This is a genomic window from Shewanella fidelis ATCC BAA-318, from assembly GCF_000518605.1.
GTDB lineage: Bacteria > Pseudomonadota > Gammaproteobacteria > Enterobacterales > Shewanellaceae > Shewanella > Shewanella fidelis.
Map to the genome: position 1 here is coordinate 138,105 of NZ_JADX01000004.1, position 15,354 is coordinate 153,458.

10 protein-coding genes are annotated in these 15,354 nt (G+C 42.3%); 7 read left to right on the top strand and 3 right to left on the bottom strand.

Features of this window, described 5'->3' with window-relative positions:
• Positions 1-643: 643 nt before the first annotated feature.
• From L884_RS0100590 to L884_RS0100610, 5 genes are all read left to right on the top strand, one after another.
• Positions 644-1,843 (top strand): aromatic amino acid transport family protein, encoded by a 1,200-nt coding sequence (locus L884_RS0100590; protein WP_028765656.1) that lies wholly within the window; start codon positions 644-646, stop codon positions 1,841-1,843.
• Positions 1,844-2,060: 217 nt separating this feature from the next.
• Positions 2,061-4,217, top strand: a complete 2,157-nt coding sequence (locus L884_RS0100595) for a S46 family peptidase (RefSeq protein ID WP_028765657.1) — start codon at positions 2,061-2,063, stop codon at positions 4,215-4,217.
• 679 nt (positions 4,218-4,896) lie between these two features.
• Entirely contained in the window at positions 4,897-7,080 is a 2,184-nt protein-coding gene (locus L884_RS0100600; RefSeq protein WP_028765658.1) for a TonB-dependent receptor plug domain-containing protein, read from the top strand.
• A 47-nt stretch (positions 7,081-7,127) separates the two neighbouring features.
• A complete protein-coding gene (locus L884_RS0100605; RefSeq protein WP_028765659.1) occupies positions 7,128-7,646 on the top strand; it encodes a TlpA family protein disulfide reductase in 519 nt (172 codons plus the stop codon).
• A 712-nt stretch (positions 7,647-8,358) separates the two neighbouring features.
• Positions 8,359-9,318 carry a zinc ribbon domain-containing protein gene (locus tag L884_RS0100610; RefSeq protein ID WP_028765660.1) on the top strand — a complete coding sequence of 320 codons (960 nt, stop codon included), beginning with the start codon at positions 8,359-8,361 and terminating at the stop codon, positions 9,316-9,318.
• Positions 9,319-9,746: 428 nt separating this feature from the next.
• On the opposite strand, the gene L884_RS0100620 is transcribed toward L884_RS0100610, so the two are convergent.
• The 3 genes from L884_RS0100620 to L884_RS0100630 form a co-directional block, all read right to left on the bottom strand.
• Positions 9,747-10,484: a pseudouridine synthase gene (locus L884_RS0100620; RefSeq protein ID WP_028765662.1), complete on the bottom strand. Its 738-nt coding sequence runs from the start codon at positions 10,482-10,484 to the stop codon at positions 9,747-9,749.
• Between the two features lie 11 nt (positions 10,485-10,495).
• Positions 10,496-11,209, bottom strand: a complete 714-nt coding sequence (locus L884_RS0100625; RefSeq protein ID WP_028765663.1) for a DUF998 domain-containing protein — start codon at positions 11,207-11,209, stop codon at positions 10,496-10,498.
• An 85-nt stretch (positions 11,210-11,294) separates the two neighbouring features.
• Positions 11,295-12,647 carry a Na+/H+ antiporter NhaC family protein gene (locus L884_RS0100630; RefSeq protein WP_028765664.1) on the bottom strand — a complete coding sequence of 451 codons (1,353 nt, stop codon included), beginning with the start codon at positions 12,645-12,647 and terminating at the stop codon, positions 11,295-11,297.
• Between the two features lie 372 nt (positions 12,648-13,019).
• Here L884_RS0100630 and L884_RS0100635 point away from each other — a divergent pair, with 372 nt between their 5' ends.
• Both L884_RS0100635 and L884_RS0100645 read left to right on the top strand, forming a co-directional pair.
• A complete protein-coding gene (locus tag L884_RS0100635; RefSeq protein ID WP_028765665.1) occupies positions 13,020-13,544 on the top strand; it encodes a DUF3087 domain-containing protein in 525 nt (174 codons plus the stop codon).
• Positions 13,545-14,085: 541 nt separating this feature from the next.
• Positions 14,086-15,252 carry a porin gene (locus L884_RS0100645; protein WP_028765666.1) on the top strand — a complete coding sequence of 389 codons (1,167 nt, stop codon included), beginning with the start codon at positions 14,086-14,088 and terminating at the stop codon, positions 15,250-15,252.
• Positions 15,253-15,354 lie beyond the last annotated feature (102 nt).

Below are 15,354 nucleotides of genomic sequence, written 5' to 3' on the forward strand. Positions count from 1 at the left end.
ACAGCAACTCTTCCCCAATAATAGAGATGCAGTGCTCAGGTCTTGCTGGGCGCACTAAAAATACTGGCATTTAGTGGCTGTATGTACCATGGCATTGTGGCCAATTATGTTGATACATACTCAGAAATGACATACTAAGCTAATTTACTCGCTTATCATTTGCTGATAGCTACTCCCCTGAAGCAGAGGCGGCATTATAGCGACTGCGCTGCTTTTTTCAACACAGTCGCCAATGTAAGCAATAAATTAATTGGTAATTTAGGATAACGTAACCTTGCTGTCGCTTAATCTTTACGGCTATGTTAACGAGTCGTGCCAAGTTGATTTTTAGTGCGCTACAGGGCTTGCCCACAGCGAATACTGCTGTTAATGTCGGGGCAGTCATTTTTTTAAAGAAAGAGCCGTAATGAAACAATACACTCTGTATTTTCCACGATTTATCCAGCCTCAGTGGCTAAGTTGATAAGGTGAATACACGTTTTATTTAACTAGCCGTTGGGGCCAATTGGAATCGCAAGGTCAAAGATGACCAGATTCGATTGGGGGCAGTTATTGTCATTGTTAACTTGCAACATTCTCTCCCTCAAAGTCGTTCTAAATCTGACCTAAAAAAATAAATTATAAAATTTAACAGGACAATTTTGTGAACTCAAAAATACTTGGCTCAATCGCCATTGTCGCCGGTACGGCAATTGGTGGTGGCATGCTCGCTTTACCTCTAGCAACAGCTTCACTTGGTACGATCCCCGCGTTACTTTTATTGGTCGCCATTTGGGGCGTATCGATTTATACCTCATTGCTAATGCTTGAAATTAACCTGCGCACAGGTGTAGGTCTTAACTTGCACTCAATCACAGGTAAGAATTTAGGCCGTGTCGGCCAAATGATCCAAGCAGCTTCATTCTTAAGCTTATTATTCGCCTTAACCATGGTGTATTTGATGGGCGGTTCATCACTGCTGGAGTCAAAGATGGACTTGGTAGGGATGAAGATCGATAACCAACTGGCAGTACTGATTTTTACCGCTATCTTTGGTGGTTTGATTGCTGTTGGTGTGCGCTGGATTGACAAGGTATCACGGGTACTATTTACCTCTATGATAGCTTTGCTGGTGATTGTTGTGGCTTATCTGCTTCCTGAAGTCGACATGAGTCTGATGATGCGTGACTCAACGGAAGGACTAGTTACAGGCAGTGCGCTAACTAACCTGTGGTTAGCGGCAATCCCAATTGTGTTTACTTCGTTTGGTTTCCATGTGTGTATTGCAACAATTGTGCGTTACTTAGATGGTGATGCTGTCTCTTTGCGCAAAGTACTCATTATTGGCTCAACCTTACCGCTAGTGTGTTACATCTTATGGTTAATGGTGACGCTAGGTACTCTAGGTGGCAAAACCGTTTATGGCTTTGATGGCTCGTTACCTCAGCTAGTCACTGCGCTACAAAGCGTTGCCGAGTCAACATTGTTGCAGCAGTTTATCGATCTGTTCGCTAACTTAGCGCTGGTCACCTCTTTCTTAGGTGTGACCATGAGCTTGTTTGACTATATCGCTGAGCTTACCCGCGCCAAAGAAAGCAAAATGGGTCGTGCGCAAACCTGGTTGATCACCTTTATACCACCTTTGCTATGTGCACTTTACTACCCAGATGGTTTTTACAAGGTACTCGGTTTTGCGGCAATTCCGTTAGTGGTGATGATTATTTTCTTGCCGATTGCCATGGCACTGCGTCAACGTAAGCAAAACTTAGGCGGCTATCAGGTTGCTGGTGGCACTGCAGCTTTAGGTTTAGCTGGCCTTGCAGGATTAACCATTATTTTGGCGCAATTGTGGGTGGCGCTATAAGGCGCAGAGTAAACACTTTGTAAGAGATTAATTCTGACCCTGTTATCAATAGCATGGCCTATGTTAGAGTCGAGTACTAAATATGCAGTTCATTGCGCATATTGGGCTCGACTCTTTTGTTTTGAGTCCTAAATGAATTGCCAGCAAGCAATCAACAAAAATCGTAAAAATACTCTTAATAAAGCTCTCAATAAGAGCTAGAAATGGACTTAGAACAATGAAAAAATGGCTTTTAACAGCGGCAATCGCTACCTCTTTTGGTGCCGTTGCCGACGAAGGTATGTGGCAGCCTCACCAGCTTCCAGCTATGGCTGATGAGCTAAAAGCAAAGGGATTAGAAATTGATGCTAAGTCGATTTCAAAACTGACTGAATTTCCAATGAATGCGGTAATTAGTTTAGGTGGTTGTACGGCTTCATTTGTTTCACCTAAGGGCTTAGTGGTAACTAACCATCACTGTGCATACGGCTCAATTCAATACAATTCAACTCCTGAAAACAATCTGCTACGCGATGGCTTTTTAGCTAAGTCATTTGGCGAGGAACTACCTGCAACGCCTGGCTCACGTGTGTACGTCACAGAAAGCGTAGTTGATGTTACAGACAAAGTTAAAAATGGCCTAGATAGCAAAACAGGCAATGATTTTTACAAAGGCATTGAGCAACAGGAAAAACGCTTAGTTGCAGAGTGTGAACAAGATGAAGGCTACCGCTGTAAGGTTTACAGCTTTCATGGTGGCCTAGAATATTATCTAGTGAAGCAGTTAGAAATTCGCGATGTGCGTTTAACTTATACTCCAGCTTTGAGCGTGGGTAAATATGGTGGTGATGTCGATAACTGGATGTGGCCTCGTCACACTGGTGACTATGCATTCTACCGAGCTTACGTATCAAAAGATGGTAAGCCTGCTGATTTCAGTGAAGACAATGTGCCATACGAGCCAAAGAGCTTCTTAAAAGTATCAGCTAAAGGTGTCAGTGAAGGTGACTTTGTCATGGTTGCAGGTTATCCAGGCCGCACCAATCGTTACCGTACTGCCAATGAAGTTGAAAACCAATTTGAGTGGGCATATCCAGAAGGCAAGATCTTACGTGAGCGCATTATCGAGATCATTAAAAACACTGCGCCAGAAGGTAGTGATGAACGTATTAAGTACGAGAGCACGCTTGCAGGCCTAGCTAACTACGCCAAAAACTTCACCTCTATGATTGAGTTTTATGGTAAGTCGACCATGCTTGATGACCGTAAAGCCTTAGAGCAAAAACTTGCTGATTGGATTAATGCCGACAGTAAGCGTAAACAGCAGTACGGTAAGGTATTAGCAGAGCTTGATAAGTTGATTGCTAAAGGTCAGCAAGGCCAAGAGCGTGATTTGCTATTAGGTTACATGGGTTATAGCAGCATGATGAGCACTGCAAACCGTTTGTACCGTTTAGCCAATGAAAAACAGCTCGCGGATATGCAGCGTGAACCTGGCTATCAAGAGCGTGACATGACTCGCTTTACTTCAGGTATGGAGCGTATTGAGCGCCGTTATGCAGCAAGTGTGGATAAAGCGATATTGTTAGATTTGATCACGCGTTATGCGGCATTGCCACAAGATCAACGTTTACCTGCGTTTGATAAAGCCTTTGGTATTACCAATAACTTTGATGCAGCCAAGTTAAGTAAGACGCTGGATAAGATGTACGCTAATACTGAGTTGTCAGATAAAGCAGCACGCCTAGCCTGGATGGATAAATCAGTGGCTGAGTTTAAAAAGTCAAAAGATCCATTCATTCAATATGCCGTTGCCACGTATGACGAGAGTATTAAGCGTGAAAAAGCTGAAAAACAGCTAGCGGGTGATCTAATGAAAGTGCGTCCTATGTATATGGATGCCATCATTGCTTATAACCGTGAGCAAGGTAAACCTGTTTACGCTGATGCTAACTCAAGCCTACGTGTAACCGTTGGTCATGTGAAAGGTTATTCGCCAGAAGATGGTCTGAAAGCGGTTCCGTTTACCCGTCTAGAAGGTATTTTGGCTAAAGACACTGGTGTTGAGCCGTTCAATGCACCAGAGAAGCAGTTAGAGTTGATTGCTAATAAGCAGTACGGTGATTACTACGTTAAGTCACTTGATTCAGTGCCTGTTAACTTTTTGTCGACACTTGACACCACAGGCGGTAACTCTGGTTCGCCAACCTTAAATGGTCGTGCAGAGCTGGTTGGTTTACTGTTTGACGGTGTTTACGAAAGTATTATTGGCGACTGGGGTTACGATCCACAGACTAACCGCTCTATCCAAGTTGATAGCCGTTACATGTTATGGGTGATGAAGTACCTTGATAATGCCGATAATCTGTTAGAAGAAATGGAAATTGTAGATTAATCTACAATTTTGATAGACCAAGCAGAGCTTAGTCTATTAATAACAAAAGCCGAAACATTAACCTGTTTCGGCTTTTTTGATTTTTATACTTATTCATCCTAAAAAGTTAAATTTCTGTATTTAACTTAAGCGATTTATTATATAAGGGCTCGATTTTTATCTGCAGTAAATTAGAGAGGGGATAAGCTTGGTATTAATAAAAATCAAATATTAATAACAAGTTAGATATTTTATTTTCTAAATCTTACTTTTTTATTTCACTATCTATTTAATAATTAAGTTCACTTTCTATTTCCCTTTCTCAAGCTTTGTTACTTTTGCTTAAGTCTTTATGTTTTCACCTAAAAATCGCAAGGTGTTGATATTAAATGTTTTTATTGTGTTTATACTTAAATTTAAATCTATGTATTGCATCGTTTTTTTATATGGTTTAGGGAAGCATTCTGCGTTGCAGTTATATGCATTGGTAAATCAAAAAGTGCAAATGTTAATACTTGCTAGCCTAAATTAGTTTTAACTCAATCTTTTTGTGATCAATAACCAATATTTGTGAATTCGTTGCGTTAATAATTTAAAATATATTGCCAATGATAATCGTTATCATTACTGTTTTGTCGACCTCAGGCTTGCTGATAGCAAAGTAAGTAATAAAAACGATTAAGTAATAAGAGATTGACGAATGTTTAAAAAGACCTCAATAGCTCTAGCTGTGTTACTTGCGACACAATCTTCATACGCTATTGCACATACTAAAAAAGAAATAAAGCAAAGCACTAATGAACAGAGCGCAGCTGTTCAACCAATAGAGAAGATTGAAGTGCGTGGGGTTAGGCAAAGACTAGAAAAGTCTGGCGTACTGTCTGACAGCATCATGAAAACTGAAGTGATTAGCTCTGAGCTAATGGATAACAAGAATGCAGTTAACTTAACTGAGGCGATTAACAACACCCCTGGTGTTAGGGTGTCTAACGAGTGTTCTATGTGTGGTGTTAAGCGAATTATGCTTAATGGTTTACGCGGCGAGCAGACAACCATTTTAGTCGACGGTTTGCCAGTACATGCCATGATTGCAGGCTATTACGCCGTTGATGCGATCCCCACGACAGGACTGGATCGCATTGAAGTCGCTCGTGGTGCAGGCGCATCGTTAATTGCACCAGAGTCTATTGGCGGTACCATCAATATTATTACTAAAACAGCTCAAGAAAATGGCGCAACAGTTGACGTGTCAGTTGGTGAGAACGGTAATAAAAAAGTTGGCTTACTGGGCACAGGCGTGAGTGATGATGGTGCCACACGAGTGACGCTAATTGGCCAGTTTGATAGCCGCGATCAAGTCGATGAAGATAATAACTTAGTTAACGAAGCGCCATCTCAAGACAACCGCACCTTAACCATGCGCCTATCGCACGATTTAACTGACAAAGACAACATCATTGTGCGTTACTCAAACGTTGACTCAGAGATTTTTGGCGGGCCAATGCTAGGTAAAGATTACGCTGATGGCACAGCTACCAGCGTAGGCGGCGTATTAGCCAGTTACGATGGCGTTGACTCTGATACCTTGTTTGCGGGTAACGATGTGCGCAACGATTTTGTGGGTAAAGCGTGGGAAACCACGGAGTGGATCCATACTCAGCGTGACGAGCTATCGTTAAGTTGGCTACGAGAGCTAAATGACGATCTCAACATGACCTTGTCAGCAAGTTATTCAGACCATACTCAAGACTCTTTCTATGAAGGATTTAAGTATTACGCTGAAGACACAATGCTGTATTTAGATGCTCGCTTTAACTACTACTTAAATGATTCACACTTACTTACTTTCGGTGTTGATAATCGCAGCGAAGAGATGCGTTCTCGCTCTAGCGGTGAAGGTCACCAAGATTACGTATCAGACTCATTTGATTACGATATGCTCGGTTTCTACCTGCAAGATACATGGCAAGCGACTGACGAGTTAGAGATTGCTATGGCATTGCGCTATGACCATGTTAAAGCGGATTTTATTGACCCGAAAAAAGACGGTGTCGAAATTGATAAGTCGATTTTAGCGCCACGAGTAGACATTCGTTACAACCACAACGACCAATGGACATCGCGTTTATCTGCAGGCCGTGGTTACCGCGCGCCGCTCTCTTTCTTCGAAACCGACCACGGTGTACTTGATGCTGAACTGGGTTTTGAAATCGATATTGAAGAGCTTGAACGTTCAAACTCAGCAACCTACGCCTTAAGCTACAGTGGTGATGCACTAACAATGACCACATCGCTAGCTTGGACTGAAGTAGAAAACCTTGCCATGCTCAGCGAAACCGACAGCGGTGTCCCTTTATTGACTCAGCTGGATGAAAAAGCATCTGTGACTACCGCAGATATCGCCCTTGGTTACGATGTGACTGATGATTTAACGGTTAACTTTACCGCTGAAGGCTTCTTCTACGACGATGCGTTTAAGTCATCTTACTCATTAGCGCCAGTTGAAGAGCGTTTAACCTTTAACGCTGACTACTTGATCCATGGCTGGGATATTTTTGCCAACTTAGTTTGGATTGGTAGCCGCGACCTAAGTGAGTACGGTTATGAAGGCTACAATCAAGTGGATAGCTCAGGAGCGGTAATTCAAAGCTCTAAGAAATCTACCGATGCACCATCTTACTGGACATTAGATTTGAAAGTGACCAAAGCGGTAACTGACAATATCGACTTTTATGCAGGGGTGAACAACCTATTTGATTACACCCAAGTGAACGAAGGTGAAACGCCATTATTCTTTGATGCGAGTGGTGGTTACGATGTGGCTTACATCTGGGGACCATTGCGTGGCCGTGAAGTATACGCAGGCTTTAAAGCAACCTTCTAATCAGGGTTAATAGTCTGGAATAAGATCCGCGATTGATGAGGTTTACTATGCTCAACCCCAACTGCAAATTTAAAGGTGTACAGTTAGCGCTGTTACTACTAGGGCTTGTGATTATTACTCCCAAGTCACAAGCACTAGAGTTGTTGGGGTTTGAGCATGCTAATTTAAAAAATGGTCAAGTAAGCTCACTTAATCATTTGAAGGGTAAACCGAGTTTAATGATGTTTTTTGAACCAGAGTGTCCTTGGTGTTTTAAGCAAGGTAAGGCGTTTAATCGTTTATTAGCTCAGTGCGACAACAAGGTTAACATTGTTGCCATGGGCGCCAATGCAGACCGCTCAAGTTTAAAAAAGACGTTATGGAAGATGCATTTAGATTTCGACGGTTTTGAAGCAGGGCCAACGATGATGCAACAGGTTGGGCAGTTACCCGCCACACCGATAACCTTGCTGCTAGACGAGCAAGGCAATTTGGTGAGTTACCTTAGAGGCTATGTCAAAGACGCTCAGCTACAAGAGTTGTTGCCTAAAGTTTTAGGGGTTAATTGTTTGGCTAATATGGGCTAGCCTTCGAATGAAGGCCGATTACATTTTTGATTTATTAGGTTGCGCCTGAACTTCAAGCAATCAAGCTGAGCTTGATAAACGTCATCAAGTTAGACTTCGTCTAACAGCTACAATCATGGCTGCGCCACCTATCAGGCTGCGCCTGACCAACGTCGTGGGATTCCATCCCACACCTGGGCAAGAGGGGGACAACAGCTTCCCCCTCTTGCATCTCCTGAGCCGCCCCTAACGAAGTTGTTACTCCTCATACTCCAATAAAAATTGCCTAACGGCTCAGATGGGACATCCATGTCCCGCCGAGCCTGAACCATCATCCATGATGGTTCTACGGCATTTTTATTTGCGTACTTCGGCAACTTCGAAGGGGGAACTGAACTGGTGTTTTCTGTGAGTTTCGTAATTCAGTTTTGCCTCTTTATTAGTTACAGGCAATAAGCATTAAAGAGCTGTGACGAATCTGTTGGCCTAATTTCTACTAATAGATAAATCACAGCTACTGATTACTTTGATAAGACATCAATATCAATGATCACTTTGCAAATCTTAGTGCTCGTTTATCCAATATCACTCTGATAGAGTTCTTATAAATCAATTACTTTTGTTTAGTAAGACTTAAATAATAGGTTTATTAAATATGCATGCGCGTTTTGCTAAATCTATGCATGAATACTAATTACTGCTAGATGGCAATAGGAATATCGAAGGAAGCTCAATGTTAGTATGTGACAAATGCAGTGCTGGAATTAATGAAGGGTCGAAATTCTGTCCTCAATGCGGTGATCCAGTAACAGAAGCGGATAGAGTAACTATTCCCGTAGTAGATGGAAAGGTAGCAAATGTTGAAATTTCATTTGGAAATAGCTCATCTCAAAACTTCAATAAAGCCATAGAAATTTGCCAGAATATTCCTTCCTATGTAGTCAGTGGAGAAGGAAAGTTGTCTCAATACAAAATCAGTTTACCAATTACAGAAGTTGAACTGATTATTAAAGTGTTTGAATTAGTTGGCAGTTGGAAATCTTCCCAAATGCTTATAAACGGGCATTCAGCTACTAAGAAAGATTTAACTTACTATGGTGTTGGCTGTTACAGAAATCGCCAAAAAGCATATAAACCGGAACAATATTGCTTCGGAGAAAGAGAATATGATGCAAATATATGGGGTTGTAAAAGGCTTGGTATGCCGGTGTATGAGTGGGGAGGAGGCTGGCTAGAGTTTGGAAAATTTGATAATTCAGGTGTTTGGCATTTTGATAAAAATAGAATCAAACATGAATTAGAGATCGCACTTAAGGAAAATGAATTATGTCCTGCTCTTGACCGAAATAGTGTATTAGAAACACTAGATAAGCTACCTAATAGCGTAAATCCCAAAAAAGATTCAAATTGGCAATATAGAACAAATTACGAAGAAGTTGACGGTGAATATAAGGAAGTTGCTGTGGGAGTGAAGCCCGTAATCCGAAAAATTAATAAGTATATACTCGGAGGCTTCAATCCAGTCTGGGAATCAGAGCAACAACTAGAGAAAGAATCTAGCTCTCATGAAATTGAGGTAAAATTAAGAACACATGAGTCTTGTCAGTCAAAAGTAAACACGAAAAGCTCTTCTTCAAAAATAGTGTGGGCAGTAATTATTGTAATCATCATACTAATACTAGCAGCAATGTAATGTAGTCATCTAACAAGGCCTGTAAGTGCTATATGTGGAGTAAGCGTAAAGTTACTGTATTGATGCGGGGAGCTGAATGAGTTGCACCTCTAGTTTTTAGTCATAAAGCAGTAGTTCGTCAGTGATAATGGGCTCACAGAAAACACCTATTCCCCATCGAAGTTGCCGAGGTTATTGAAGACAATCGCGTGAGCGAGGCATGGATGCCGAGATAGCCTTAGGTGAGCCATGGATGGCGAATATGAGGCGATAGCGATTGTCGAAAATAACTGAGGATCAACAACTTCGTCTGGGGCGGCAGGGTGATCCAAGAGGGGATTGCTGTTGTTCCCCTCTTGGCCGAGTGTGAGCTGGAAGCTCACGACCTTTATCAAACGAAGTTTGATTGCTTTCAGCATAACTTGTTAGCAAATCTCGAGCCGATAAGGCTAAATCGCGTCGGCTTCTGTACAAGCAACAGAAGCTAGCAATTCCGTTAGCTCAACGGAAGTCAAAGGTCGCATACAACCCTCTGGCAAATCCCCTAACTGTAAACTCTGAATCGACACCCGTTTAAGGTCGACAACCTTAAAGCCTAAGGCTTGCGACATGCGCCTGATCTGACGATTAAGCCCTTGAGTCAAAGTAATCTCATACTTATCAGAGTCCAAACGGTTTATCACACAAGGTAAAGTGGTGACATCTTTATAGCTCACCCCCGCGGCCATGTTGCCAAGAAAGGCATCATTAAATGGGCGATCAACTTGCACATGGTAAGTTTTAGCATGGCCAAAATCTGGGTGCATTAGCTTATGGGTTAACTCGCCATCGTTAGTTAATATCAATAAACCACGGCTATCTTTGTCAAGACGGCCTATGGGATAAAGCCTTGGTGATTCGGGCAATAAGTGCAATAAACTACAAGGTAAGTCTGCTAATAAGCGACTATCTGTGCCGACGGCTTTGTGAAACAACCAATAGGCCTTAGCTTCAATTTCGCTGACAAGCTCGCCGTTGACATAGATTTTATCTGTACATTGTAGGCCTGCATCAGTGTCGATAAGGCTAACGGTGTCGACATGAGTGGCTAAGCGGTCGTTAAGTTGTACCGAGCCATCTCGGATTAAACGGGTGGCAGCGCGACGTGAACAGCAGCCGGTTAAAGCAAGGTATTTGGCGAGTCTCATAATGTAAGTGGTTACTCGGCATTGGTATAGTGCTGAGTCAGTTCCTGATAATTTTCAATAGCGATGCGGCGTATGCTCCACGCATGTGCAAGGCACCATAGCATAACGATATTAGTTTGTGCCCAAAGGGTAATCGTCATTATGCAGTAATGATCTTTTGTGTGGTGAATTTCACAAGGATCGAAATCTAAGGTGTGCCAGTTTAACTGAAACACTAGCCCAGAAGAGGCAATAAAGCCTAATACACTGATAAAAAATACTGGCCAACTGCAGGCTGAATTATGGTTAAACCTATCGCTAATACACAAAAAGTACATCACTACAGTGGCAACTAAAAAGCTGGTGGAGACTAATCGGTGCGGCCATAAATAGTTGATTGGGAATACGCCCATTAAGATCACGCACAGGCCAACAAAAATGCCAATGCAGGCTAAGTAGTGGCTAAAGTAACCTAGCTTTAATAGCAGTAAACTGATCATCGATAGCAAGATACATAGGCCGGCTACCATCAAGGAGATATTGTAGATAAAGGCATAGCGGGTGTATGTGTAGTCACCTAAAAAATCGGTACGCAGGTTAATGACTTGCCAGCCTATATTTTGATATTCCAGCGACACTGAAGTGGATACGCCTATTGCTGCAATTAAGGCTCCGAGAAAAATAAGTACCACAATCAAACGGTGGTGATCATAACGCATCGATTGGTTTTGCAGTGTTTCGTCCATGAGATCCCTTGCTATCGCAGCAAACAAAAAGGAGTACACCTTGATGTACCCCTTTAACGTTTTCTATATAGCTAAACCTGCCTGATTAATTGCGTTTACGCAAGATCACAATCGCAATTGCGACAACAGCTAAGATCATGCAGTACCAAGCGTGGCTCACAACCGTTAGCGGCGATATAGCGAAGGTTGAAGCAACGAGTAACGCTTGCGCACCGTATGGAATAAGACCTTGAATAATACAAGAGAAGATATCCAAAATACTGGCTGCACGCTTAGGTGTTACGCCGTGTTTTTCAGCAAGATCTTTAGCGATGTCACCAGTTACCACAATCGATACTGTGTTGTTTGCTACACAGGTATTGGTGGTTGCTACGATTGCCGCCATGCCAAGTTCTGATGCACGGCATGAAGCTTCGCCTTTGGCTTTTGAGAAACGGTTAATCAGTTTTTCTATCTGTTGGCTCACAAATGCTAGGCCACCTTGTTGCTGCATTAGTGCCGCTAAGCCGCCTACTAACATAGATAAGATGAAGATCTCTTGCATGCTGCCGAAACCAGCGTAGATGTCTTTACCAAACTGAATGACGCCGTAATCCATAGTGGCAAGGCCTGTTACACCAGCAAGTAAGATACCAATTGTTAGTACAACAAATACGTTAAGACCAGCAACCGCTAAGAATAGAATTGTTAGGTAAGGGATCACTTTAACAAAGTCGATATCTTGCGCCGCGACATCAGCTTGGCCTTGGCCAGCTAACGTGAAAATCACTAAGGTTATAATTGAAGCTGGAATAGCAAAAATCAGGTTCTCTCTGAACTTGTCTTTCATTTCACAGCCTTGGGTACGGGTTGCAGCAATGGTGGTGTCAGAGATGATTGATAAGTTGTCACCAAATAGTGCACCAGAGATCACGGCGCCAGCCATAATGGCTAAATCGATTTGGGCTTCATTCGCAACGCCCAGCGCAATAGGTGCTACCGCAGCAATTGTACCCATAGAGGTTCCCATTGCCGTTGCGATAAAGGCAGCAATCACAAAAAAGCCTGGTAATAATAAGCTTGATGGCACGAGTGACAAGCCTAGGGCTACCGTCGCGTCAACACCACCTGTTGCTTTTGCTACTGACGCAAACGCACCTGCCAGTAAATAAATCATGCACATTGCGATGATATTTGAATGGCCAATGCCGTTTAAGAAGGTTTCAATTGATTGATTTAGTTTTTGCTTAGAAATCAAAATAGCAAAGATAATGGCCGGTAGAATCGCCACCACGCTTGGTAATTGATAAAAAGCAAAGTCTACGCCTTGGCTTTGAAAGTAAACGCCGGCACCAATAAACAGTGCTAAAAACAAAAATAGCGGAGTCAGTGCTAAAAATGATGGCGTGGTGCTTGGGGTCGCGCTTTGCGCTTGCGGGGCATTATTGGAAGTTGTCAATGTGATCTCTCTTATCTTCAATCTGTCTTTGAACCATTGTTCCCATTGCCCTCCTAGCTGGAACAAACAACTTATTAGTTGCGTCTAATAAGTCGAATGGTACATCTCAATAGGTGAGAGGATATGAGATCAAAAGACGTCTGTCAATTTAGACGTCTAGATGTTTTTACTGCCAAGCTAAAATATAACCAAAGTTGTGACCTATATAGGTTATTGCTTGTTAACTTTTGGCTTATGTTAGCGAGCTAAGTTGCCACGATTAGTTGGTAATTGCCAATTTGCTAGCAGCGGTTTTTCAGTTCTGTTTTAGTAATCAATGTTAAGCTTGTGCACGTAAGTGTAATCAATAACGATAAATGAATGAGAAGTGCTATGCAGTTAATGGATATCGACAAGCAAACCTACCGTAAAAATACTAACCTAGTGATTATGGGGTTTGTGGCAAGTTTAGCGATTTTAGCTTTAGTTTTTGGTGCTTTGCTTATTCAACTCTTTGGTGCGCCGCCAAGTGCCAGTGGTGAGTCTACAGGTAACTTCCACCTTAATTTGATTGGGGTGATCTTGGCGTTAGCTGTGTGCAGCGCTGTGTTAAATAGCCAAAAACAAAAGCCTTTTCTTAAAGAGGTCTACTATGTTTGGCAGCTAAAGCAGTTACATAACCAGATTTATCGTAAGCTGGCTAAAATTAAGCAGGCGGCAGATAGCAATGACCAAACTGCTTTTATCATTTTGAGCTTTTACTTTGCTAGCTTAAAGCAGGTTTATACCTTAGATGACAACACCTTAACCCTCGCCACAGTTGACAGTGACCTTAACCAGCTAAATGAAAAAATCGCTGCACTAGGGCTAGCCATTACCCCTGAACAGTTTGAGCCACAAATGCTTGAGCAGATTTAATACCAATCAGTATAAACAGTTAGTCACTCAGCGAGAGTTTAGCGGTTTTGAGGCAAGGCAACGAATGAAGAGCATAGTTGTTCTACGTTCAAGTTTGTTAACACAGCATCAGAATCGCTAAAACTCGCCATTTTGGAACGTTTTTGGCTGCCTACTTCTGCGTTGAATAACTTCACAAGGGAGCAACCATTCTTTCAGTTACTCGCCTTGAATTAGATTGCCAAAAATCGTTCTGAGTTGATCAAATTCTTATACTGATTGGTATAACCGCTTTAACAATCGCTCCCAGTCTTGGGGGCGATTGCTTATTCTTGTTGTTTATACTCCATTCCTATCAGTTTTAGCCGACATCGCTTAATTCGTATTAGATTACCCTGCTGTGCATTAGGCTTACTTGTATTCACTCAGTTGTTTGCTATGTTTTTGTTTAGAGATAACTGAAATGAACAATGTTACCTGAAGCGGTTTATCTACTGTGTTAATCAGCGTCGATAAACAGGCAAAACGGATTGATGAATTGATACCCAAGGTTGGAGTCACCATGAAAAAAGCGTTAGCACTGGTTCCTTTTGCTGCATTGGCTGTTATGCCTAATAGCAATGCTATTGAAGTATTTAAAGACGATAAAAATGTATTTGATATCGGAGGTTACGTCGATGCCCGCGTGATCGATACGCAAGGCGTAACAGAGGTGGTAAATGGTAGCTCCCGCATTAACTTTGCTTTTACCCGCGATATGTCTCAAGACTGGAAAGCCTACGTTAAGTTGGAATGGGGGGTAAACCCGTTCGGTAACAGCACTATTGCCTACAGTAGTGAAAGTAACTTTGAATCGAAAAGTGGTGACTTTTTAAATAATCGCCTCGGTTATGTTGGTTTAAGTCATGGCGACTATGGCTCTGTGTCTATCGGTAAGCAATGGGGCGCATGGTATGACGTTGTCTACAACACGAACTATGGCATGGTTTGGGATGGTAATGCTTCAGGCACTTACACCTATAACAAGTCTGACGGTGCCATCAATGGTGTGGGTCGCGGTGATAAAGTGATCCAATACCGTAATAGCTTTGGTGACTTGAGTGTGGCGATACAAATGCAGCTTAAAAATAGCGTAGCGGATGTCGCTGATGACGGCTCGAACAACCCTAATCGTCTAGTACAAACTGAATATGATAACACTTACGGTATTGGCTTAACGTATCAAGCGACGGATATGTTGGTATTAACCCTTGGTGGTAATACTGGTGAGCCGATGGCGACAACGGCTAGCGGCAGAGTCCTTAAAGAAACTGACTACATTTATGGTGCCGGCATAAGTTGGGGCGGCTGGGATCAATATGGCTTTTACGCTGCAGCAAACGTCAATGCGAATGAATACCACGACACAGATAACATAGGACGTTTCTTGCAGGATGCTGTCGGGCTTGAATCATTAGTGTCTTACTACTTTGATAACAACGTAAAGATCTTAGCTTCGTACAATATTTTAGAGGCGGGAGATGAGTACGAAAGGTTACACCAAGGCGATGTATTTAAACGTCAATTTGCATTTGCTGGGGTACATTATTACTGGGATAACAGCGTGGTTTTATACTTAGAAGCGCGTAAAGACTTTAGTGATTTCTCGAGTAATGATCCAGAAAAAGAGGCGGCGCAGCAGTTAACCGAAGATGATGGTGTCGCGATTGGCGTGCGCTATATTTTATAGTGAATGCCTTTGAGCGCACAGGCTGTATCTTTTGTGTTATCAACAACAAAGGCTTACCTTTGGCGGGGAAGCCTTTGTTGATTTTAGGCCGCGACTATCTGG